Annotated in this window: 17 protein-coding genes; 16 read left to right on the forward strand and 1 reads right to left on the reverse strand. The window is 56.8% G+C overall.

Translation table 11 applies throughout. The features are described from left to right. The first annotated feature begins 32 nt into the window (after positions 1–32). The 12 genes from serC to AAGR22_RS08525 all read left to right on the forward strand — a co-directional run bounded on the left by serC (position 33) and on the right by AAGR22_RS08525 (position 14262). Positions 33–1118 carry a 3-phosphoserine/phosphohydroxythreonine transaminase gene (gene serC, locus AAGR22_RS08470; RefSeq protein ID WP_067702835.1) on the forward strand — a complete coding sequence of 362 codons (1086 nt, stop codon included), beginning with the start codon at positions 33–35 and terminating at the stop codon, positions 1116–1118. A 93-nt stretch (positions 1119–1211) separates the two neighbouring features. Continuing rightward, on the forward strand, positions 1212–2495 hold the full coding sequence (gene aroA, locus AAGR22_RS08475) for a 3-phosphoshikimate 1-carboxyvinyltransferase (RefSeq protein WP_345831269.1): 1284 nt from the start codon (positions 1212–1214) through the stop codon (positions 2493–2495). A gap of 210 nt (positions 2496–2705) precedes the next feature. After that, positions 2706–3392 carry a (d)CMP kinase gene (gene cmk / locus AAGR22_RS08480; RefSeq protein ID WP_067703697.1) on the forward strand — a complete coding sequence of 229 codons (687 nt, stop codon included), beginning with the start codon at positions 2706–2708 and terminating at the stop codon, positions 3390–3392. Between the two features lie 128 nt (positions 3393–3520). Continuing rightward, positions 3521–5194, forward strand: coding sequence for a 30S ribosomal protein S1 (rpsA, locus tag AAGR22_RS08485; protein ID WP_067702841.1), 1674 nt, complete (start codon positions 3521–3523; stop codon positions 5192–5194). Positions 5195–5275: 81 nt separating this feature from the next. Beyond that, complete coding sequence (ihfB, locus tag AAGR22_RS08490) at positions 5276–5560, forward strand: integration host factor subunit beta (protein ID WP_067702844.1); 285 nt, start codon at positions 5276–5278, stop codon at positions 5558–5560. Positions 5561–5842: 282 nt separating this feature from the next. Next, complete coding sequence (locus tag AAGR22_RS08495) at positions 5843–8107, forward strand: ComEC family protein (protein WP_345831270.1); 2265 nt, start codon at positions 5843–5845, stop codon at positions 8105–8107. A 35-nt stretch (positions 8108–8142) separates the two neighbouring features. Then, positions 8143–9891 carry a lipid A ABC transporter ATP-binding protein/permease MsbA gene (gene msbA, locus AAGR22_RS08500; RefSeq protein WP_345831271.1) on the forward strand — a complete coding sequence of 583 codons (1749 nt, stop codon included), beginning with the start codon at positions 8143–8145 and terminating at the stop codon, positions 9889–9891. Continuing rightward, entirely contained in the window at positions 9888–10868 is a 981-nt protein-coding gene (gene lpxK, locus AAGR22_RS08505; RefSeq protein WP_345831272.1) for a tetraacyldisaccharide 4'-kinase, read from the forward strand. The genes msbA and lpxK overlap by 4 nt, the downstream gene beginning before the upstream one ends. 175 nt (positions 10869–11043) lie before the next feature. Beyond that, positions 11044–12252, forward strand: a complete 1209-nt coding sequence (locus AAGR22_RS08510) for a winged helix-turn-helix domain-containing protein (protein WP_345831273.1) — start codon at positions 11044–11046, stop codon at positions 12250–12252. Positions 12253–12335: 83 nt separating this feature from the next. After that, positions 12336–12518, forward strand: coding sequence for a Trm112 family protein (locus AAGR22_RS08515; RefSeq protein WP_067702858.1), 183 nt, complete (start codon positions 12336–12338; stop codon positions 12516–12518). After that, positions 12515–13261, forward strand: coding sequence for a 3-deoxy-manno-octulosonate cytidylyltransferase (kdsB, locus tag AAGR22_RS08520; protein ID WP_345831274.1), 747 nt, complete (start codon positions 12515–12517; stop codon positions 13259–13261). Before AAGR22_RS08515 ends, kdsB begins: the two co-directional genes overlap by 4 nt. Before the next feature lie 110 nt (positions 13262–13371). Further along, positions 13372–14262: a YcbJ family phosphotransferase gene (locus tag AAGR22_RS08525; RefSeq protein WP_067702864.1), complete on the forward strand. Its 891-nt coding sequence runs from the start codon at positions 13372–13374 to the stop codon at positions 14260–14262. Here AAGR22_RS08525 and elyC read toward each other — a convergent pair. Next, positions 14239–15030, reverse strand: coding sequence for an envelope biogenesis factor ElyC (gene elyC, locus AAGR22_RS08530; protein ID WP_345831275.1), 792 nt, complete (start codon positions 15028–15030; stop codon positions 14239–14241). The genes AAGR22_RS08525 and elyC overlap by 24 nt on opposite strands. A gap of 127 nt (positions 15031–15157) precedes the next feature. Here elyC and cmoM point away from each other — a divergent pair, with 127 nt between their 5' ends. The 4 genes from cmoM to mukB are packed head-to-tail and all read left to right on the forward strand — an operon-like array spanning position 15158 to position 22433. Next, a complete protein-coding gene (gene cmoM, locus AAGR22_RS08535; RefSeq protein WP_067702869.1) occupies positions 15158–15949 on the forward strand; it encodes a tRNA uridine 5-oxyacetic acid(34) methyltransferase CmoM in 792 nt (263 codons plus the stop codon). Continuing rightward, a complete protein-coding gene (mukF, locus tag AAGR22_RS08540; protein ID WP_067702872.1) occupies positions 15942–17264 on the forward strand; it encodes a chromosome partition protein MukF in 1323 nt (440 codons plus the stop codon). The genes cmoM and mukF overlap by 8 nt, the downstream gene beginning before the upstream one ends. Next, positions 17245–17973 carry a chromosome partition protein MukE gene (gene mukE / locus AAGR22_RS08545; RefSeq protein WP_067702874.1) on the forward strand — a complete coding sequence of 243 codons (729 nt, stop codon included), beginning with the start codon at positions 17245–17247 and terminating at the stop codon, positions 17971–17973. The genes mukF and mukE overlap by 20 nt, the downstream gene beginning before the upstream one ends. Continuing rightward, positions 17970–22433, forward strand: coding sequence for a chromosome partition protein MukB (mukB, locus tag AAGR22_RS08550; RefSeq protein ID WP_345831276.1), 4464 nt, complete (start codon positions 17970–17972; stop codon positions 22431–22433). Before mukE ends, mukB begins: the two co-directional genes overlap by 4 nt. Positions 22434–22575 lie beyond the last annotated feature (142 nt).

Here is a 22575-nt window from a genome sequence, read left to right on the forward strand (position 1 = left end):
AGAATCGTTTGAACTGAAAGTGGTGAGGGGAAATGAGTCAGGTATTCAATTTTAGCTCCGGCCCAGCAATGCTGCCGGTGGAAGTGCTTCGTCGTGCCGAACAGGAACTTCGTAACTGGCAGGGTTTAGGGACGTCCGTTATGGAGATAAGCCACCGCAGTAAAGAATTCACTCAGGTCGCGCAGGATGCCGAAAAAGATTTTCGCGATTTGCTAAAAATTCCAGCCAATTACAAAGTGTTGTTCTGTCACGGCGGCGCGCGCGCGCAGTTTGCGGCGGTTCCACTTAACCTGCTGGGTGAGCACGCCACGGCAGATTATATAGACGGCGGATATTGGGCGCACAGCGCGATCAAAGAAGCCTATAAATACTGCACCCCGAACGTGATTGATGCCAAAACCACCGTTGATGGCCTGCGCGCGAATACGCCGATGAGCAGCTGGGCGCTTTCCGATGATGCAGCTTACGTTCATTACTGCCCGAACGAAACCATCGACGGCCTCGCGATTCATGAAGAGCCGGACTTTGGTGACAAAGTGGTGGTCGCCGATCTCTCTTCAACCATTCTTTCACATCCGATTGATGTGTCCCGCTACGGCGTTATCTATGCGGGGGCGCAAAAAAATATTGGCCCAGCTGGCCTGACGCTGGTGGTGGTGCGTGAGGATCTGCTGGGTAAGGCCAGCAAAGTGCTGCCCTCGGTGCTTGATTACCAGGTGCTCAGCGACAACGACTCCATGTTCAACACGCCGCCGACCTTTGCCTGGTATCTTTCCGGACTGGTGTTTAAGTGGCTGAAAGAGCAGGGCGGCGTCTCTGAGATGGATAAGCGCAACCAGGCGAAAGCCGATCTGCTCTACGGTACCATCGATAGCAGCGCGTTTTATCGTAATGACGTCGCCACTGGCAACCGCTCGCGGATGAATGTGCCTTTCCTGCTGGCCGACGCGTCGCTGGACGACCTCTTTATTGAGGAGTCACTGGCGGCGGGTCTGCATGCGCTGAAGGGGCATCGCGCGGTAGGGGGCATGCGCGCATCAATCTATAACGCTATGCCGCTGGAAGGCGTCCAGGCGCTGACCGACTTTATGCAAGACTTTGAACGCCGCCACGGCTGAACCGCCCTGCGCAGCAACGGCGTGAGTCATCCTCACTGAAACCTCGCGAAGCTGCGGGGTTTCACCGTATTTATTCTGGAGAAAAGCTCTTAAATGGATTCCCTGACTTTACAACCCATTGCCCTGGTAGAGGGTACTGTCAATCTGCCGGGTTCTAAAAGCGTGTCCAATCGCGCCCTGCTGCTGGCCGCTCTGGCGTCGGGCACGACGCGTCTGACTAACCTGCTGGACAGCGATGATGTCCGCCATATGCTGAATGCCTTACAGGCGCTTGGCGTAAACTATCAGCTTTCTGCCGATCGTACCGTCTGTGAGGTTACCGGTCAGGCTGGCCCGCTACAGACCCAGGGATCGCTTGAGTTATTTCTGGGTAATGCCGGAACGGCGATGCGACCGCTGGCCGCCGCACTTTGCCTGGGGCGTAATGATATCGTGCTGACCGGCGAGCCGCGCATGAAGGAGCGTCCGATTGGCCATCTGGTTGACGCGCTGCGCCAGGGCGGGGCGGAGATCGACTATCTTGAGCAGGACAACTATCCACCGCTGCGCCTCAGAGGCGGTTTTAACGGTGGCGAGGTGTCAGTGGATGGCTCCGTCTCAAGCCAGTTTCTGACGGCGCTGCTGATGACCGCGCCGCTGGCGAAAAGGGACACCAGGATCGTTATTAAAGGCGATTTAGTGTCCAAACCCTATATTGATATCACCCTTAACCTGATGGCGACCTTCGGCGTGACCGTAAAACACGATCATTACGGCGTGTTTCATATCACCGGCAATCAACGCTACGTCTCACCGGGCGATTATCTGGTCGAGGGAGATGCCTCATCCGCCTCCTATTTTCTGGCTGCCGCCGCCGTTAAAGGGGGAACCGTTAAGGTAACCGGCATTGGGCGCAACAGCGTTCAGGGTGATATCCGGTTTGCTGACGTACTGGAAAAAATGGGTGCCGTTATCGAATGGGGCGACGACTACATTGCCTGCACGCGCGGCGAACTGAACGCAATCGATCTGGATATGAATCATATTCCCGATGCTGCAATGACCATTGCTACCGCTGCACTGTTTGCCAAAGGCACCACGGTGTTGCGCAATATCTACAACTGGCGCGTCAAGGAGACTGACCGTCTGGCCGCGATGGCCATCGAGCTGCGCAAGGTAGGTGCGGAAGTGGAGGAGGGGAACGATTACATTCGTGTGACGCCGCCCACCGCTATTCAGTATGCGCAGATTGGCACCTATAACGATCATCGTATGGCGATGTGCTTCTCCCTGGTCGCGCTCTCCCCGTCGCCGGTTACCCTTCTCGATCCGGGTTGTACCGCCAAAACGTTTCCTGATTATTTCGAGCAGCTTTCCCGTATCAGCACGCTGGCATAAATCTGTAAATCCGCTGCTGAAAGTGCAGCGGATATTCAGCCTCCTGCCAGCGAGCGCCTGATATTCTCTGACGACATTTAGCGCATATCGTGCAGTTTTTTGGAAGCGACTATGCTTAAGGGGTAACGATCCTGGCGTAAGGTGCGTATAATGCGCGGCGATATTTGCCTGAGGCGTTTTTCTCAGGCATTCCAGCTACAGGAGAACGACATGACGGCTATAGCTCCGGTGATCACGATTGATGGTCCAGGCGGTGCCGGTAAAGGGACCTTGTGTAAAGCGATGGCAGAGGCGTTGCAGTGGCATCTGCTGGATTCTGGCGCAATATACCGAGTGCTGGCGCTGGCAGCGCTTCATCATCAGGTGGACATTACGTCTGAAGAGGCCCTTGTACCGATTGCCGCTCATCTTGACGTTCGCTTTGTCTCTACCGAAGGTGAACTGGACGTTATCCTGGAAGGTGAAAACGTTTCGGCTGAAATCCGTACCCAGGACGTGAGTAATACGGCATCAAAAGTCGCCGTCTTTCCACGGGTGCGCGAGGCGCTTCTGCGCCGTCAGCGGGCGTTTCGCGAGGCGCCTGGCCTGATTGCCGACGGCCGCGATATGGGAACCGTGGTTTTTCCGGATGCCCCGGTAAAAATCTTCCTTGATGCCAGTTCAGAAGAGCGCGCTCAGCGGCGTATGCTACAGTTGCAGGAGAAGGGCTTTAGTGTTAACTTTGAGCGCCTTTTATCCGAGATAAAAGAACGTGATGAACGCGACCGTAATCGCGCCATTGCGCCACTGATACCGGCAGAGGACGCGCTGGTGCTGGATTCAACCAGCATGACGATTGAGCAGGTTATTGAAATTTCGCTTAATTATGCGCGTGAGAAACTCGCTTTGCCGCAGTGACACCCGGGCCCAGGGGGCCCGAAAGTTTATCTAACCCTGTGATATGGACGTCATGGGGCATGTGAAACAACCCCACCCGTCAGGATGTCAGGTGGACGTTAAATTGAAGAATCCATAAGATTATCAATATGACTGAATCTTTTGCTCAACTATTTGAAGAATCCCTAAAAACAATCGAAACCCGTCCGGGTTCCATCGTTCGTGGCGTTGTTGTCTCAATCGACAAAGACGTCGTTCTGGTTGATGCGGGCCTGAAATCTGAATCTGCAATTCCTGCAGAGCAGTTCAAAAACGCAGCCGGCGAACTGGAAATCCAGGTTGGCGACGAAGTTGACGTTGCTCTGGATGCAGTGGAAGACGGCTTCGGTGAAACCCTGCTGTCCCGTGAGAAAGCTAAGCGTCACGAAGCATGGATCACGCTGGAAAAAGCTTACGAAGACGCTGAAACTGTTACCGGTGTTATCAACGGCAAGGTTAAAGGTGGCTTCACTGTTGAGCTGAACGGTATTCGTGCGTTCCTGCCAGGTTCACTGGTTGACGTTCGTCCGGTACGCGACACGCTGCACCTGGAAGGCAAAGAGCTTGAGTTCAAAGTAATCAAGCTGGATCAGAAGCGTAACAACGTGGTGGTTTCACGTCGTGCCGTTATCGAATCCGAAAACAGCGCAGAGCGCGATCAGCTGCTGGAAAACCTGCAGGAAGGCATGGAAGTTAAAGGTATCGTTAAGAACCTGACTGACTACGGTGCATTCGTTGATCTGGGCGGCGTTGACGGCCTGCTGCACATCACTGATATGGCATGGAAACGCGTTAAGCATCCAAGCGAAATCGTGAACGTTGGTGACGAAATCAACGTTAAAGTGCTGAAGTTCGACCGCGAGCGTACCCGTGTTTCTCTGGGTCTGAAGCAGCTGGGCGAAGATCCATGGGTTGCTATCGCTAAGCGTTACCCGGAAACCACTCGTCTGACTGGCCGCGTAACCAACCTGACCGACTACGGCTGCTTCGTTGAAATCGAAGAAGGCGTTGAAGGCCTGGTACACGTTTCAGAAATGGACTGGACCAACAAAAACATTCATCCGTCTAAAGTTGTTAACGTTGGCGATGTTGTTGAAGTTATGGTTCTGGATATCGACGAAGAACGTCGTCGTATCTCCCTGGGTCTGAAGCAGTGTAAAAACAACCCATGGCAGCAGTTTGCAGAGACCCACAACAAGGGCGACCGCGTTGAAGGTAAAATCAAGTCAATCACTGACTTCGGTATCTTCATCGGCCTGGACGGCGGTATCGACGGCCTGGTTCACCTGTCTGACATCTCCTGGAACGCTACCGGAGAAGAAGCGGTTCGTGAATACAAGAAAGGCGACGAAATCGCTGCTGTGGTTCTGCAGGTTGACGCAGAGCGCGAGCGTATCTCCCTGGGCGTTAAGCAGCTGGCAGAAGATCCGTTCAACAACTACGTCTCTCTGAACAAGAAAGGCGCGATTGTTAACGGTAAAGTGACTGCTGTTGATGCTAAAGGTGCTACAGTTGAATTAGCAGACGGCGTGGAAGGTTACCTGCGCGCTTCTGAAGCTTCACTGGACCGCGTTGAAGATGCGACTCTGGTTCTGAACGTCGGCGACGATGTTGAAGCGAAATTTACTGGCGTTGACCGTAAAAACCGCGTTGTTAGCCTGTCTGTTCGTGCGAAAGACCAGGCTGACGAGAAAGAAGCCATCAATACTGTTAACACCAAACAGGAAGAAGGTAACTTCTCCAGCGCTATGGCTGAAGCATTCAAAGCTGCTAAAGGCGAGTAATAGCTTTTGCCATCAGGGCGGCGCAGGTCGCCCTGATAACCGTTACTGTCAGAGCTTTTCCAAGGATTAACCGGAGGTTTTATGACCAAGTCAGAACTTATAGAACGACTTGCTGGCCAGCACTCTCATATTCCGGCGAAAGTCGTTGAGGATGCGGTAAAAGAGATGCTTGAGCATATGGCTACTACCTTAGCCGATGGCGAACGCATTGAAATCCGGGGTTTCGGCAGTTTCTCTTTGCACTATCGCGCTCCGCGTACCGGCCGTAACCCTAAAACGGGTGACAAAGTAGAGTTGGAAGGGAAGTACGTTCCACACTTTAAACCGGGAAAAGAGCTGCGGGATCGCGCAAATATCTACGGTTAAGGCTTACAGCATTACAGCGATAAAACGACACTTCGGTGTCGTTTTTTTTTGCCTGCAATAAACGTCTGCCAGACGCATCCTCTATTCCGAAAATACCAGTGTCCATCTTTCATAGTTGTATCCTGTTCACCGGGCAGTAATGGAAGCGGTCGCGCAATTTTCCCCCATTAGCTGTAACACGCCCAAATAGTTTGCGGTACCTGCCCCAGCCCACTGATTCCGCCGCTGATTTCCTTCCCTGATGCATGGACACTAGTATTCCCGGAATAAAGGAGTGCCGACATGCCTTATTCTCTTACCCGATTGTCTGTGTGGGTCATTATTGCCACGTTGCCGCTGACAATCCTGCCATCGCTGCCGGGAAGCAGATTTGACGCACTGCTGATGATTACGGCGGGCCTGCTGCTGGTTCTGCGAAGGAGGGGGGCAACCGATCTGGCGATAATTATGCTGATCGTGGTCTGGTCGGTCAGCGCAGGCCGTAGCATCGGGCAGCAGATAACGGGCTTAAGCACTGGCCCGGTTGACGCGGTGGTGCGTATCGAACAGCTTCTGCCCCAGTCTGAGCGGGTGAAGTTACGCATTCTACAGGTAGCGGGCAGGCCGATCTTTGCGCCCATTTATGCACTGGTAAAAGCACAGGGTGAACCTGTCCCTTACTGTGCCGGTCAGCGCTGGCAGATGAGGCTCAGGCTACGACCCGTTCACGCGCGGCTGAATGAGGGCAGCTTTGATGCACAGCGTTTCGCTCTGGCTAACCAGACGCCGCTGACGGGAAGAATTCTCGCAGCGGCTCTCGTAACACCGGCGTGCAGCTGGCGGCATCGCGTCATAACCGCAAGCAGGGAAAATTACGGGCATCTACCCTGGCAGTCTGTAATCTCGGCGCTGGCCTTCGGCGAGCGGGGCGATATCAACCGTGAAACCAGCCAGCTGCTGCGGGAAACCGGCACGGCGCATCTGATGGCGATATCAGGAATGCATATTGGCCTTGCGGCCAGTCTGGGCTGGGCGATTGCCCGACTGATGCAGCTGGGGTTTGCCCCGCGATGGATTGGCTACCGCTTTCCGTTGATCTTGAGCCTGCTGGCAGCGCTGATATACACCTGGCTTTCCGGCGGCAATCCTCCTGCAATTCGTGCGATGCTGGCACTCAGCGCCTGGAGTCTGCTCCGGCTGGGTGGGATCTGTTGCAGCAACTGGCAGGTATGGAGTATGTGCATTGGTTTGATACTCTTCTTTGAGCCGCTAAGCATACTGTCTGACAGCCTCTGGCTCTCGGCCGTGGCGGTAGCGGGCCTGTTGATTTGGTTTCACTGGTTTCCACTCCCGGCCAGGTTTATGCGGAAAAAACGCTGGCTGCTGCTGCGGCTTTTGCATGTGCAGTTTGGCATGTTCCTCCTGCTGCTACCGATTCAGGTCGTCATTTTTCATGGCTTTAGCCTCAGTGCGCTGCTGGCGAATCTCTGGGCCATCCCGATTATTACACTGCTGACCGTCCCTCTTTTGCTGTGTGCCATCATTGTTACCCCCCTTACGTCCTTAAGCCAGCTGCTGTGGTGGGGTGCGGACAGAACGCTGGCAGGGACATTTCTGCCCCTGAGGGCGCTGCCAACGGCCTGGCTGGACGTTAATACCCTGGCGCTATGGTTGAGCGGGCTGGCATGGCTGCTCATTCTCGCTATACGCTTCGGCGGCTGGCGAACCTCACCCCTGACGCTGGTGGCCTTTACGTTATCGCTGCTCTGCTTTCGTCTTAATACGACCCGAGCGGACTGGCGGGTCGATATGCTGGACGTGGGGCATGGGCTGGCAGTGGTGATATCCCGAGGGAGTCAGGCCACGCTTTATGATACCGGGAATCGCTGGGAAAGCGGCGATGCGGCACTCAGCCAGATCCTGCCCTGGCTAAAGTGGCAGGGCCTGACGCTGGAGCAGGTGATTATCAGCCACCAGCACCTTGACCATATGGGAGGGCTGGCCAGTATCCAGCGCGCGTTTCCGGCCGCCCGCGTTCGCAGCAATCCCGGCGCGGAGGGGCACTTGCCCTGTCACCGGGGCATAGTCTGGCAATGGCAGGGGCTGAACTTTCGGGTACTGTGGCCTGAGGAGGGGGAGAAGCGAGCCGGTAACGATCACTCCTGCGTGGTTGCTGTGAGCGACGGGAAATGGCGTGTGCTGTTAACTGGCGACATTGAGTCAAAAACTGAGCATCACCTGGTGAGGTTTTATCCCGCCGAGCTGCCCGCGGACGTATTGCAGGTGGCGCATCACGGCAGCGGCACGTCATCTTCGCCGCCTTTTCTCAGAGCCGTTTCCGCGCGGGTGGCACTCGCCTCGGTGGCGCGCTACAGCGCCTGGCGACTCCCCGCCAGCCGCGTGATGATGCGCTATAAGCAGAATCGCTATCAGTGGTATGACACGGCAGTTGAGGGGCAGGTAAGTATTCATTTTTTTGCTGAAAATTGGTTTGTCAAAGGGTTAAGAGCGCAAATAATGCCCCGTTGGTACCATCAGTGGTTTGGCGTACCACGTTATTCCAGGTAGAATAAGCGGCTATTTCATTTAAAGCTGGTTAAATAATGCATCAGGATAAAGATCTCTCCACCTGGCAGACATTCCGTCGCCTCTGGCCGATGATCGTGCCGTACAAAACGGGTTTGATTGTGGCAGCGATTGCGCTGGTACTCAACGCAGCGGGCGATACCTTAATGCTGTCACTGCTGAAACCGCTGCTGGACGACGGTTTTGGCAAGGCGAACTCTTCCGTACTGATTTGGATGCCGCTGGCCGTTATCGGTCTGATGCTGATCCGCGGCGTTACCAGCTACATCTCCAGCTACTGTATTTCATGGGTGTCAGGTAACGTGGTGATGGGCATGCGTCGTCGGCTTTTCAGCCATATGATGGGCATGCCGGTGGCCTTTTTCGATCAGCAGTCTACCGGGACGCTGCTTTCCCGCATCACCTATGATTCCGAGCAGGTCGCCTCGTCGTCATCAAGCGCGCTGGTGACCGTGGTACGCGAAGGCGCTTCGATTATTGGCCTGTTTATCATGATGTTTTATTACAGCTGGCAGCTGTCGCTGATTTTGATCGTCCTTGCGCCTATTGTCTCGTTAGCCATTCGCACCGTTTCAAAACGCTTTCGCAATATCAGCAAAAACATGCAGAACACCATGGGCCATGTAACGGCCAGCGCTGAACAGATGCTGAAAGGGCATAAAGAAGTGCTGATCTTTGGCGGTCAGGAGGTGGAAAGTGAGCGCTTTGGTCGGGTGAGTAACCGCATGCGCCAGCAGGGCATGAAGCTGGTTTCAGCCTCTTCTATCTCCGATCCGATTATTCAGCTTATTGCCTCCCTGGCGCTGGCTTTCGTGCTTTACGCCGCCAGTTTCCCCGGCGTGATGGCAACGCTGACGGCCGGTACTATCACCGTGGTATTCTCATCGATGATCGCGCTGATGCGTCCGCTTAAATCCCTTACCAACGTTAACGCCCAGTTCCAGCGCGGTATGGCCGCCTGCCAGACGCTGTTCTCTATTCTGGACAGCGAACAGGAAGTGGATACCGGCACCCGTACCCTGGAGCGTGCGAAAGGCGACGTTGAGTTCCGCGAGGTCACCTTCACCTATCCTGGCCGTGAAACTCCCGCTTTGCACCGTATCAATCTTGCGATTCCGCAGGGCAAAACGGTCGCCCTGGTCGGACGCTCAGGCTCGGGTAAGTCCACTATCGCCAGCCTGATGACGCGCTTCTACGATATTCAGCAGGGTGAGATTTTACTGGACGGTCACGATCTGCGTGAATATACCCTTAGCTCCCTGCGCGATCAGGTGGCGCTGGTGTCGCAGAATGTGCATCTGTTCAATGACACCGTCGCCAATAACATTGCCTATGCGCGCAGTGAGAAATACAGCCGTGCTGACATTGAGAAAGCCGCTACGATGGCCCACGCGATGGACTTTATTAACAAAATGGATAAGGGCCTGGACACCATCATTGGCGAAAATGGCGTTCTGCTTTCCGGTGGTCAGCGTCAGCGTATTGCTATCGCCCGTGCGCTGCTGCGCGATTCGCCGATTCTGATCCTGGATGAAGCGACCTCGGCGCTGGATACGGAATCAGAACGCGCGATCCAGTCCGCGCTGGACGAATTGCAGAAAAACCGCACCTCACTGGTTATTGCCCACCGCCTCTCTACCATTGAAAAAGCGGATGAAATTGTGGTGGTGGAAGATGGTTACATCGTTGAACGTGGCAGCCACAGCGATCTGCTGCTGCATAAGGGCGTCTATGCTCAGCTGCACAAAATGCAGTTTGGTCAATGATTGAACGTCTCTGGAGCGGCAGGTCGCCGCTTTACCTGCTGCTCCTGCCCCTGAGCCTGCTGTACGGGCTGGTCAGCAACCTGATCCGGCTCAGCTACGTTTGGGGCTGGCGGCGTGCCTGGCGGGCACCGGTTCCCGTTGTGGTGGTGGGGAATCTCACCGCCGGGGGAAATGGAAAAACGCCGGTAGTTATCTGGCTGGTGGAGGCGCTGCAAAAGCGTGGCTTCCGCCCCGGCGTGGTATCGCGCGGTTACGGCGGACGCGCAGCGCATTACCCGCTGGTGCTTGACTCTTTTACCTCCACCCAGCAGGCGGGCGATGAGCCGGTGCTGATCTATCAGCGCACCGGCGCTGCCGTGGCGGTGTCGCCAGTCCGGCGCGACGCGGTGCAGGCGCTGCTGGCGAAGGGCGAGGTTGACGTGATTATCAGCGACGATGGCCTGCAACACTATGCGCTGGCCCGTGATGTTGAGATTGTGGTGGTGGATGGACAGCGTCGATTCGGCAACGGCTGGTGGCTGCCTGCCGGGCCGATGCGCGAACGCGTTTCCCGCCTGCGTGGCGTTGATGCCGTCATTACCAACGGCGGTGAGGCGCAGGCGGGTGAAATCGCGATGACGCTGCTACCCGGCCAGGCGGTGAATGTGAAAACTCATGAGGTACAGCCGCTCTCTGCGCTTAACAACGTGGTGGCCATGGCCGGGATTGGCCATCCGCCGCGCTTTTTTGCCACGCTGCGCCAGCAGGGTGTTTGCCCGGTCAGAGAAGTCCCCTTTGCCGACCATCAAAACTACACCGCTGCACAGTTAACGGCGCTTACGGAACCCGACCAGCTGCTGCTGATGACGGAAAAAGACGCGGTGAAAGCACGCGCCTTTGCCGCCGATAACTGGTGGTATCTGCCGGTGGAGGCCCAGCTCCAGGCATCACAGGCAGCCACACTGCTGAATAGTATCATCGCGCACCTCTCCCGCTAACCACGCGGAACTTAGTGCACCCTTAGCGACAGGATGCCTCTTTACCTGCTCGTATCTCTCCCGCTAACGACGTGAAACGCGGTGCGTCCTGGGCCATAAGGCGCATCATTCACTCGCTCGTAACACTCATGCGAATTACGCTAAACTCAGTGCATCTTTTGCCAGGGGATGCCTTATGTCCACCCTCCAACTCTCTCTCAAACAGGCTCGCCAGCTCCATCTTGCGGCGCAGGGTTTACTGCGCCCCCCGAAGCGCAAAGCGCAGTTTTGCGACCTGCTTAGCACCCTGCGTCAGATGTCTCTGTTGCAGATAGATACGATTAATGTGGTTGCCCGCAGTCCTTACCTGGTCCTGTTCAGTCGCCTGGGTGACTACCCGCAGGCCTGGCTGGGCGAGGCACTCTCCAGCGGAAAACTGTTCGAATACTGGGCGCATGAAGCCTGCTTTATTCCGGCAGAAGATTACCCGCTGCTGCGCCACCGGATGCTTAGTCCGCACCGTCTCGGCTGGAAATACAACAGGGAGTGGATGCAGACGTGGCAGCAGGAAATCAGCCAGCTTTTACAGCATATTGAGAAAAACGGCCCGGTCAGATCGGCTGATTTCACCGCGCCTGCCGGACAAAAACCAGGCTGGTGGTCATGGAAGCCGCATAAAAAACACCTTGAAAATCTGTTCAGCGCAGGCGAGCTGATGGTGACCGAGCGGCGTAATTTCCAGCGGGTCTACGACCTTCGCCAGCGCGTATTGCCAGACTGGGACGATGCACAGCATGCACTGAGTGAGGAGGACGCGGTGGGGCAGATGCTGCGCAATACCGCCGCCAGCCTTGGCCTGTTTAAGCCCGCCTGGCTGGCGGATTATTATCGCCTTAAACGTGCGCCGGTCAGTGAAGCCCTGGCCAGCTGGCTGGAGAACGGTGAGGTAGTGGCCGCAGAGGTTGAGACCCTGGGGCGCTGCTATCTCCATCAATCGCTGTTTCCCCTGCTGGAAGCCATTCCACAGCCCACTCTTACCGCGATTCTTTCTCCTTTTGATCCGGTCGTGTGGGATCGCAAACGGGCGCGGGAGCTATTTAATTTCGATTACCGGCTTGAGTGCTATACGCCAGCCGCAAAGCGCCAGTTTGGCTACTTTGTGCTACCGATCCTCCATCGCGGCGCGCTAAAGGCAAGAATGGATGCCAAAATGCTGCGTAAAGAGAAAGTCCTGGTCGTCAGGCAGCTCTGGCTGGAGCCAGGGGTGAGTATGACTCAGGGAATGCTGCACGATTTCCGACAGGCCATCTCCCGCTTTGCACGCTGGCAGGGGGCAGAGTCGGTATTGCTGGAAAATCTTCCTGCCGCGCTGGCCGGAGAGTGGGGCAATGGCTGGATGCTGTAAGTTTGACGTCAGGGGGTAACTGCTCTGCGCCGTGCTATGATATTCTGACCATCCTGTCCGATCGGGTCCACCAGGGAGATACCATGGATCACCGTTTACTTGAAATTGTTGCCTGTCCTGTTTGCCACGGCAAACTCTATTACAGCAAAGCTAATCAGGAACTTATCTGCAAGCCTGATGGTCTGGCTTTCCCGGTGCGCGACGGCATTCCGGTATTACTGGAAACCGAATCGCGCGTGCTGACGCTGGAAGAGATTCATCCATGAGTTTTGTGGCAATCATTCCTGCGCGCTTCGCCTCCACGCGCCTGCCGGGTAAACCGCTGGTCGATATCCACGGCAAACCGATGGTGGTTCACGTTATGGCCCGTGCGCTGGAGTCGGGCGCAGAGCGGGTGATTGTGGCGACCGACAACGAAGAGGTCGCGCGCGCGGTCGAAGCCGCAGGGGGAGAGGTGTGCATGACCTGTGCCGATCATCAGTCCGGCACCGAACGTCTGGCGGAAGTGATTGAACGCTATCAGTTTCCTGACGAGACAATCATTGTCAATGTACAGGGCGATGAGCCGCTGATCCCGCCGGTTATCATCCGTCAGGTGGCGGAGAATCTGGCTAACAGCGAAGCAGATATGGCTACGCTGGCGGTACCGATCGAATCCGCGGAGGAAGCGTTCAATCCCAACGCGGTGAAGGTGGTGCGTGATGCGAAAGGCTACGCGCTATACTTCTCCCGCGCGCCGATCCCGTGGGATCGTGAGCGCTTCACGGCCTCACGCGATACCATCGGCGACGGGTTTCTTCGCCATATTGGCATTTACGGCTATCGTGCAGGGTTTATCCGCCGCTACGTGAGCTGGGAGCCGAGTCCGCTGGAGCAGATTGAGCTGCTGGAGCAGCTGAGAGTGCTGTGGTACGGCGAAAAGATCCACGTTGACGTTGCCAGAGCCATTCCCAGCGTGGGCGTGGATACACCAGAAGATTTGGCGCGCGTCCGGGCGGCCATGCAGTAATTTTTCGGGGCCAGCCCAGGCCCCGCAGATTTTTTCCGCTCACAACTCTGCCTTGTCGCCGCCATGGCCTGCTTACTCAATAGCCCCGTTTACACTGCTAAGGAGGAGTAATGGAACAGCTTCTTTCAGAACTGTCGCTGGTACTGGGCGAGCATCTCAGTCGCCTGGAGCGCATTAGCGAACAGCCTTACGCCAGCCTCTACTTCCTGTACGACCGGGAGGGCCACTCCATGCCGCTGGTGGCGAAATATTTCACCGTCAAAGGGATGGCCGCGCAGGAAGCCGGTAAGCTCTCGGTGCTGGCGCAGGAGAGTAGCGTACATGTGCCGCGGGTCTGGGGGCTGGTGACAAGTCAGCGGCCGCCGCAGCATGAGGTCCTGCTTATCGAAAGGATGGAGGGCGTATCGGTGGAGGCCCCCGCGCGCTCCCCGGTACGCTGGCATCAGCTACAGGATCAGATCGTCGATGCGCTGCTGACCTGGCACCGGGTAGAGAGCAATGGTCTGGTGGGCAGCGTCGACAGCACGCAGGAGAACACCTGGCCCACGTGGTATGCGCAGCGCGTCTCGGTGCTGTGGTCCACGCTGGGATTTATGCAGCCGAAGATGCTGTCGCAGCAGGACTACGCCGTGCTGAATCGCAGTCGTAAAGGCCTTGCCGGCCTGATGGCCGACTTCAGGGATCCCTGCGTGCTGGTGCACGGCAATCTCAGGCTGCGCAGCCTGATTAAGGGCCGGGACGATCGACTGCTGTCGATCTGCGATCCCGGCCGGCTGCTCTGGGCCCCACGTGAGTACGATCTGACCCGCCTGTGTGAGGAAGGGCCGGCAGAATCGCTGTTATATCACTATCTTCAGCGGGCGCCCGTAGACGAAGGCTTTATCGCCCGGCGCTGGCTCTATCTGATGTGGGATCAGATTGACAGCCTGATGCATTTTGGCCAGTTCGATCGGGCGACATTTGACCGCGCCGCGCGTTCACTCCTCCCCTGGCTTAGCTGAGTCCGGATCACTGCCCGCCGTGATCCGCTGCCAGAGTCGACCCATCGTTTCGTACAGCGCCCGATCGCTGTGCCCCAGCCACTGCGGAGAGGGCAGCACTTTCTCCCAGATATTCAGCGGAGAGTGGATAGCCAGCTGGTTCGCTGGCGCAGGCAGAGGATGCAGCCCCTGCTGATGAAAGAAAATCATTGCCCTCGGCAGGTGTGACGCTGAGGTCACCAGCAGGAAAGGGCGGTCGCCGACCACTTTTGCCACTTCCCGAGCCTCCTGGCGGGTATCCCGCGGCTTATCCAGCCGAATGATATCCGCGTCCGGCACCCCCAGCGACTGTGCAACGCGGGCGGTGACCTCAGCGGAGCTGACCGGATTGGTCTGTGCAGCCGCGCCGGTAAAGATCATCTTCGAACCCGGATTCTCCCGCCACAGCCGGATCCCCTCAGCCAGCCGGGGCAAACTGTTATTCAGCATATTAGCGCTGGGCGCCCACGCGGCATTCCAGGTGTAGCCGCCGCCCAGGACCACGACGTAGTCAACCTTCTGCTGGTTCCTCCAGGTGGGATACTGGTTTTCAATCGGTGCCAGCAGTGAATCCGCCACCGGCTGCAGGCTCAGCGCTAACAGCAGCAGCCAGGCAACGGAGAGGGTAATTTTGCCCGTTTTCTGCCAGCGGCTGAACCAGAGTAATAAAATTCCTATTGCCATGAGAATCAGCAGCACGGGCAGGGGCAGCAACAGCCCGCCAGTCGCTTTTTTTAACGCAAAAAGCATGGAAAAAAGCTCCATTTGTCCGAAAAAACGCCACCCAAAAGCGAAGCGGCGACTGAAAGGTTCATTCTCCGCCAGTGTATGTCAAAATAGCGCCCTGAATCACCTACTGAGCCGCCGGAGCCAGAACATGCAGCAGGATCGCAACTTTGATGATATCGCTGAAAAATTTTCTAAGAATATTTACGGTACCACTAAAGGCCGCATCCGGCAGGCCATCGTCTGGCAGGAGCTGGAGGATATTCTTGCGTCGCTGCCGCCGGGACCGCTACAGGTTCTTGACGCGGGCGGCGGCGAAGGGCAAACCGCCTGCGGCCTGGCTGCCAGAGGCCATAACGTGCTGCTTTGCGATCTCTCCGGCGAGATGTTAACGCGCGCGCGCTGTCATGCCGAAGAGAAAGGTGTGAGCGACAACATGCAATTTAAACAAATTAGCGCACAACAGGTCGCTCAACATTTGGATAAGCCAGCCGATCTGGTATTGTTTCACGCGGTGCTGGAATGGGTGGCGGATCCCGAAGCCGTTCTTGCGGCACTCTATGACACGCTGGCCCCAGGCGGCGTACTGTCGCTGATGTTTTACAATCTCAACGGCCTGACGATGCAAACCCTGGTGCTGGGGAATTTTGGTTATATGCAGGCGGATTTGCGCAAGCGTAAGCGAAAAACGCTCTCTCCCGATTTTCCCCGCGACCCACAGCAGGTTTATGGCTGGCTGGAGAATGCCGGGTTCAGCATAGAAAACAAAGCTGGCGTACGCGTGTTTCATGACTATATGCGCGATAAAAATAAGCAGACTGAGCGATTTGACGAGGTTCTGGCGCTGGAGAAACGTTTTTGCCGTCAGGAACCCTTTTTAAGTTTGGGCCGTTACATCCACGTTACCGCGCGGAAACCCACAAACAGGACGAACCATGAGTGAACTTTCCCAGACCGTACCGGAGCTGGTCGCCTGGGCGCGAAAAAATGACTTTTCCGTCTCACTGCCTACCGAAAGGCTGGCGTTTTTGCTGGCCATTGCCACCCTCAACGGGGAGCGTATGGATGGTGAAATGAGCGAAGGTGAACTGATTGATGCTTTCCGTCACGTCAGTGAAGGATTTGAACAAACCAGCGAAACGCTGACCAGTCGTGCTAATAACGCTATCAACGACATGGTACGTCAGCGCCTGCTTAACCGCTTTACCAGTGAGTTCTCCGAAGGCAACGCTATCTACCGGCTGACCCCGCTGGCCATCGGTATTACCGACTACTACATTCGCCAGCGTGAGTTTTCCACGCTCAGGCTGTCAATGCAGCTCTCTATCGTCGCCGGCGAACTCAAGCGCGCGGCGGACGCGGCGGCGGAAAACGGCGATGAATTTCACTGGCATCGTAACGTCTTCGCCCCGTTGAAATACTCCGTGGCGGAGATTTTTGACAGTATCGACATCACCCAGCGCATCATGGATGAGCAACAGCAGGCGGTGAAAGACGATATCGCGCAGCTGCTGAATAAGGACTGGCGCGCGGCCATCTCCAGCTGCGAGCTGCTGCTTAATGAAACCTCGGGTACGCTGCGTGAGCTACAGGACACGCTGGAAGCCGCAGGCGACAAACTACAGGCTAATCTGCTGCGCATTCAGGATGCGACGATGAACAGCCCCGATCTGGGCTTCGTCGACAAGCTGGTGTTTGACCTGCAAAACAAACTTGACCGCATTATCAGCTGGGGCCAGCAGGCCATTGACCTGTGGATCGGCTACGACCGACACGTCCATAAATTTATTCGTACCGCCATTGATATGGATAAAAACCGCGTATTTGCGCAACGATTACGCCAGTCGGTACAGAACTATTTCGACCAGCCGTGGGCATTAACCTACGCCAATGCCGATCGTCTGTACGACGTGCGTGACGAAGAGCTGACGCTGCGCAATGAAGAGGTAACCGGCGAGCTGCCTTCCGAGCTGGAATACGAAGAGTTCAGCGAGATCCGCGAGCAGCTGGCCGCCATGATTGCCGAGGCGCTGGCCATCTACAAGGCGCAGCAAAAACCGCTTAATCTCGGTGCGGTAATGCGTGATTATCTGGAGCAGTATCCGCGCGCGCGCCATTTTGACGTGGCGCGAATCGTTGTCGATCAGGCCGTGCGCTTAGGCGTGGCTGAAGCAGATTTCTCCGGCCTGCCCGCTGAGTGGCAGGTCATTAATGATTACGGAGCCAGGGTGCAGGCGCATGTCATCGATAAATATTGAACAAGTAATGCCGGTTAAGCTGGCGCAGGCGCTGGCTAACCCACTTTTCCCGGCGCTGGACAGCCAGCTGCGAGCAGGTCGACACGTCGGGATTGAGGAGCTGGACAACCACGCTTTTCTGATGGATTACCAGGAGTATCTGGAAGAGTTCTACGCGCGCTATCACGTTGAGCTTATCCGCGCCCCCGAAGGTTTTTTCTATCTGCGTCCGCGTTCAACCACGCTGATCCCGCGCTCGGTGCTCTCCGAACTGGATATGATGGTAGGCAAGATCCTCTGCTACCTCTATCTCAGCCCGGAGCGATTAGCCAATGAGGGAATTTTCACCCAGCAGGAGCTGTATGACGAGCTGGTAACGCTGGCAGATGAAAGCAAGCTGCTGAAGCTGGTTAACCAGCGCTCGACCGGTTCCGATCTCGACCGCCAGAAGCTACAGGAAAAAATGCGCGCGTCGCTCAATCGCCTGCGCCGCCTCGGCATGGTGTGGTTTATGGCCAATGACAGCAGCAAGTTTCGCATTATTGAATCGGTATTTCGCTTTGGTGCCGACGTGCGCAGCGGAGACGATGCGCGCGCAGCCCAGCTGAGAATGATCAGGGACGGTGAGGCGATGGCGATTGATGGCGGCCTGATGCTGAATGATGAAAGCGATGGGGAAGGAGAGGCGCAGAGTCGCCCATCCGACAACGCAGAGGATGAACAGGAATGATTGAACGCGGAAAATTTCGCTCGCTGACGCTGGTCAACTGGAACGGTTTTTTTGCCCGAACCTTCGACCTCGATGAGCTGGTCACCACGCTTTCCGGCGGCAACGGCGCCGGTAAGTCCACTACCATGGCCGCCTTTATCACCGCGCTGATCCCCGATCTGACGCTGCTGCACTTCCGTAATACCACCGAGGCGGGGGCAACCTCCGGGTCCCGCGACAAGGGTCTGCACGGTAAGCTGCGTCCCGGCGTCTGCTATGCAGCACTGGATGTGGTCAACTCGGTGCACCAGCGGGTGATCGTTGGCGTACGCCTGCAACAGGTTGCCGGACGCGATCGTAAGGTCGATATCAAACCTTTTAGCATTCACGGACTGCCGACCTCCATTAACCCGACGGAAATCCTTACCGAAACCGTTAATGCGCGTCAGGCGCGCGTGCTGCCGCTCAGTGAGCTGAAAGAGAAGTTCGAAGCGATGGAGAGCGTCCAGTTTAAGCAGTACAACTCCATCACCGACTACCACTCCATGATGTTTGATATGGGGATCGTGGCCCGACGCCTGCGCTCAGCGGCGGATCGCAGCAAATACTATCGCCTGATTGAAGCCTCGCTATACGGCGGTATTTCCAGCGCCATTACCCGCTCGCTGCGCGATTACCTGCTGCCGGAAAACAGCGGTGTGCGTAAGGCATTTCAGGATATGGAAGCCGCCCTGCGCGAAAACCGCATGACGCTTGAGGCTATCCGCGTTACGCAGTCTGACCGCGATCTGTTTAAGCATCTGATTTCTGAGGCGACCAGCTACGTTGCCGCGGACTATATGCGCCACGCCAACGAGCGTCGTATCCACCTTGATGGCGCGCTATTGCAGCGTAGCGAACTGCTGAGCAGCCGCAAACAGCTTGCCGCCGAGCAGTACCGACACGTTGATATGTCGCGCGAACTGGCTGAGCACAGCGCAGCGGAAAGCGATCTTGAAACTGACTACCAGAGCGCCAGCGATCATCTCAGCCTGGTGCAGACCGCGATGCGTCAGCAGGAGAAAATCGAACGCTATGAAGGTGATATCGACGAGCTGACCTTCCGGCTGGAGGAGCAGAGCGAGGTAGTGGCCGAAGCGCGTGAAGTCCATGAGGACAACGAGGCGCGCGCAGAGGCAGCGGAGCTGGAGGTTGATGAACTGAAAAGCCAGCTTGCTGACTATCAGCAGGCGCTGGATGTGCAGCAAACGCGCGCGATTCAGTATCAGCAGGCGCTACAGGCGCTGCAACGCGCGCAGCAACTCTGCCAGATCCCCGCTCTGAGCGTGGACAACGCTGAGGAGTGGCAGGAGACGTTCCAGGCAAAAGAGCAGGAGGCGACCGAACGCCTGCTGATGCTGGAACAAAAAATGAGCGTGGCCGGGGCGGCGCACAGCCAGTTTGAACAGGCATTTGAACTGGTGACCCGCATTGCCGGGCCCGTCAGCCGAAGCGAAGCGTATCAGACCGGGCGCGAGCTGCTGCGCGACGCCAGTAATCAGCGCTACCACGCCGACCAGCTTCAGTCCCTTCGCGGGCGCCTGGCCGAAATGGAACAGCGGCTGCGCGAACAGCAGGATGCGGAGCGGCTGCTGAATGATTTCTGCAAGCGCCAGGGTCAGCAGGTCGATCCGCAGGAGCTTGAAGGACTGCAGCACGGCCTGGAGGCGCAAATCGAGGCGCTGGGCGAAAGCGTTGCGGATGCCGGTGAACGCCGTATGGAGATGCGTCAGGAGCTGGAACAGGTGCGTGAACGCATCGCCCGCCTGACGCGTCAGGCACCGCAGTGGCTGGCCGCGCAGGATATTCTCAGCCAGCTGAGCGAACAGTCCGGGCAGGCGCTGGAAAACAGCCAGCAGGTGACTGAGTTTATGCAGATGCTGCTGGAGCGCGAGCGTGAACTGACCGTTGAGCGTGACGAGGTTTCCAGCCGCAAACGCAGGGTGGAGAACAAGATCGAACGTCTCAGCCAGCCGGGAGGGGCCGAAGACGCCCGCCTGAATACGCTGGCCGAGCGCTTTGGCGGCGTGCTGCTGTCCGAGATTTACGACGATGTAACGATCGACGATGCCCCGTACTTCTCTGCGCTTTACGGTCCTGCCCGCCACGCCATCGTCGTTCCCGATCTGTCACGGATCCGTGAACAGCTGGACGGGCTGGAAGAGTGTCCCGAAGATCTCTATCTCATCGAAGGGGATCCGCAGTCGTTTGACGACAGCGTATTTAACGTCGAGGAGCTGAATAAAGCGGTGGTGGTGAAGTCGGGTGAGCGCCAGTGGCGCTACTCCCGCTTTCCAAAAGTGCCGCTGTTTGGCCGCGCAGCCCGTGAAAATCAGCTTGAACTCCTGCATGCGGAGCGTGAGACGCTGGCCGAACGCTATGCCACGCTCTCCTTTGACGTGCAGAAAACGCAGCGACTGCATCAGTCGTTCAGCCGCTTTATCGGCACCCATCTCGGCGTGGCCTTTGACCCGGATCCGGAAGCCGCTCTGCGCCAGCACAATGCGCGTCGCGCGGAGCTGGAGCGCGCAATAAGTGCGCATGAAGAGGAAAATCAGCAGCAGCGTCAGCAGTTTGAACAGGCGAAGGAGGGCATTTCTCAGCTGAACCGTCTGATGCCTCGCGTCAGCCTGCTGATGGATGAAACGCTCCAGGATCGCTACGATGAGCTGCTGGAGCGGCTGGACGAAGCGCAGGAAGCGGCGCGCTTCCTGCAACAGCAGGGAAGCGCCCTGGCGAAGCTTGAGCCGCTGCTTTCGGTGCTGCAAAGCGACCCCGAGCAGCACGAGCAGCTCAAGCTTGACTATGCCCAGGCCAGTCAGGTGCAGCGCGATGCACGTCAGCAGGCGTTTGCCCTGACCGAAGTCGTCCAGCGTCGGGCGCATTTTGGCTATGTGGATTCGGCGGGTATGCTGGATGGCAATAGCGATCTGAATGAGAAGCTGCGTCAGCGTCTTGAACACGCCGAGGCTGAGCGGGCGCGGGCGCGTGAAAAGCTGCGTGGTCATCAGGCGCAGTTTACCCAGTATTCTCAGGTGCTGGCGTCGCTAAAAAGTTCTTACGACGCCAAGCGCGATATGTTGAAAGAGCTTCAGCAGGAGATGCAGGATATCGGCGTTCAGGCCGATGCCAGTGCCGAGGAGCGCGCGCGCCTGCGCCGGGATGAACTCTATACGGCCCTGAGCAACAACCGCGTACGGCGCAATCAGCTGGAAAAACAGCTCACCTTCTGTGAAGCAGAAATGGATGCGCTTCAGAAAAAACTGCGTCGCGTCGAACGTGACTACCACCAGAGCCGTGAGCAGGTGGTGAGCGCCAAGTCTGGCTGGGTGGCAGTATTGCGCCTGGTGAAAGATAACGGCGTTGAGCGCAGGCTGCATCGCCGCGAGCTGGCCTATCTGGGCGGAGATGAGTTGCGATCCATGTCGGATAAGGCGCTGGGTGCGCTGCGTCTGGCGGTGGCAGACAATGAACACCTGCGGGACATCCTGCGCCTGTCGGAGGATCCTAAACGTCCCGAGCGCAAAATTCAGTTCTTTATCGCCGTTTATCAGCACCTGCGTGAGCGTATCCGGCAGGATATTATCCGCACCGACGATCCGGTCGAAGCGATTGAGCAGATGGAAATTGAGCTGGGCCGTCTGACCGAAGAGCTGACGGCGCGCGAGAAGATGCTGGCAATCAGCTCGCGCAGCGCGGCGAACATTATCCGCAAAACCATTCAGCGCGAGCAGAACCGTATTCGCCAGCTCAACCAGGGGCTGCAAAGCGTCAGCTTTGGCCAGGTGAAAAGCGTCCGGCTCAACGTTAACGTGCGGGAAACTCATGCGACGCTGCTGGACGTGCTGTCGGAAGAGCATGAGCAGCATCAGGATCTGTTTAACAGCAATCGCCTGACCTTCTCAGAGGCGCTGGCTAAACTCTACCAGCGCCTGAATCCGCAGATTGATATGGGACAGCGCACGCCGCAAACCATTGGTGAAGAGCTGCTGGATTACCGTAACTACCTTGAAATGGAAGTTGAGGTTAACCGCGGTTCTGATGGCTGGCTACGTGCGGAGAGTGGGGCGCTGTCAACCGGTGAGGCGATCGGTACCGGGATGTCTATTCTGGTCATGGTTGTGCAGAGCTGGGAAGAGGAGTCACGACGCCTGCGCGGCAAGGATATTTCTCCTTGTCGACTGCTGTTCCTTGATGAAGCCGCGCGCCTTGATGCGAAATCCATCGCAACGCTGTTTGAACTGTGCGACCGCCTGGGAATGCAGCTGATCATCGCTGCGCCGGAAAACATCAGTCCGGAGAAGGGGACCACCTATAAACTGGTGCGTAAAGTGGTTAATAATGTTGAACACGTTCACGTAGTGGGGCTGCGCGGTTTTGCTGCGGAACCGACTGCCGCGAACACGCCAGACGAGACGCCTGAGCACCAGGCCTCGTCCTGATAACAGGTGAAATTTTCCGCCGTCAGATATAGATAAAAAGCTGGCGGCAGATTACTCTACCTACGGCATTAGCGGTTCACGCTGATGCCGTTTTCTTTTCTACACTTATAATAATCACCACGAAGTGATGGCCCGTCCGTTC

The organism is Erwinia sp. HDF1-3R (assembly GCF_039621855.1).
Taxonomy (GTDB): domain Bacteria; phylum Pseudomonadota; class Gammaproteobacteria; order Enterobacterales; family Enterobacteriaceae; genus Erwinia.

Coding starts and splice junctions, on each gene's coding strand:
- serC (WP_067702835.1), top strand. CDS start 33: ATGAGTCAGGTATTCAATTTTAGCTCCGGCCCAGCAATGCTGCCGGTG.
- aroA (WP_345831269.1), top strand. CDS start 1,212: ATGGATTCCCTGACTTTACAACCCATTGCCCTGGTAGAGGGTACTGTC.
- cmk (WP_067703697.1), top strand. CDS start 2,706: ATGACGGCTATAGCTCCGGTGATCACGATTGATGGTCCAGGCGGTGCC.
- rpsA (WP_067702841.1), top strand. CDS start 3,521: ATGACTGAATCTTTTGCTCAACTATTTGAAGAATCCCTAAAAACAATC.
- ihfB (WP_067702844.1), top strand. CDS start 5,276: ATGACCAAGTCAGAACTTATAGAACGACTTGCTGGCCAGCACTCTCAT.
- AAGR22_RS08495 (WP_345831270.1), top strand. CDS start 5,843: ATGCCTTATTCTCTTACCCGATTGTCTGTGTGGGTCATTATTGCCACG.
- msbA (WP_345831271.1), top strand. CDS start 8,143: ATGCATCAGGATAAAGATCTCTCCACCTGGCAGACATTCCGTCGCCTC.
- lpxK (WP_345831272.1), top strand. CDS start 9,888: ATGATTGAACGTCTCTGGAGCGGCAGGTCGCCGCTTTACCTGCTGCTC.
- AAGR22_RS08510 (WP_345831273.1), top strand. CDS start 11,044: ATGTCCACCCTCCAACTCTCTCTCAAACAGGCTCGCCAGCTCCATCTT.
- AAGR22_RS08515 (WP_067702858.1), top strand. CDS start 12,336: ATGGATCACCGTTTACTTGAAATTGTTGCCTGTCCTGTTTGCCACGGC.
- kdsB (WP_345831274.1), top strand. CDS start 12,515: ATGAGTTTTGTGGCAATCATTCCTGCGCGCTTCGCCTCCACGCGCCTG.
- AAGR22_RS08525 (WP_067702864.1), top strand. CDS start 13,372: ATGGAACAGCTTCTTTCAGAACTGTCGCTGGTACTGGGCGAGCATCTC.
- elyC (WP_345831275.1), bottom strand. CDS start 15,030: ATGCTTTTTGCGTTAAAAAAAGCGACTGGCGGGCTGTTGCTGCCCCTG.
- cmoM (WP_067702869.1), top strand. CDS start 15,158: ATGCAGCAGGATCGCAACTTTGATGATATCGCTGAAAAATTTTCTAAG.
- mukF (WP_067702872.1), top strand. CDS start 15,942: ATGAGTGAACTTTCCCAGACCGTACCGGAGCTGGTCGCCTGGGCGCGA.
- mukE (WP_067702874.1), top strand. CDS start 17,245: ATGTCATCGATAAATATTGAACAAGTAATGCCGGTTAAGCTGGCGCAG.
- mukB (WP_345831276.1), top strand. CDS start 17,970: ATGATTGAACGCGGAAAATTTCGCTCGCTGACGCTGGTCAACTGGAAC.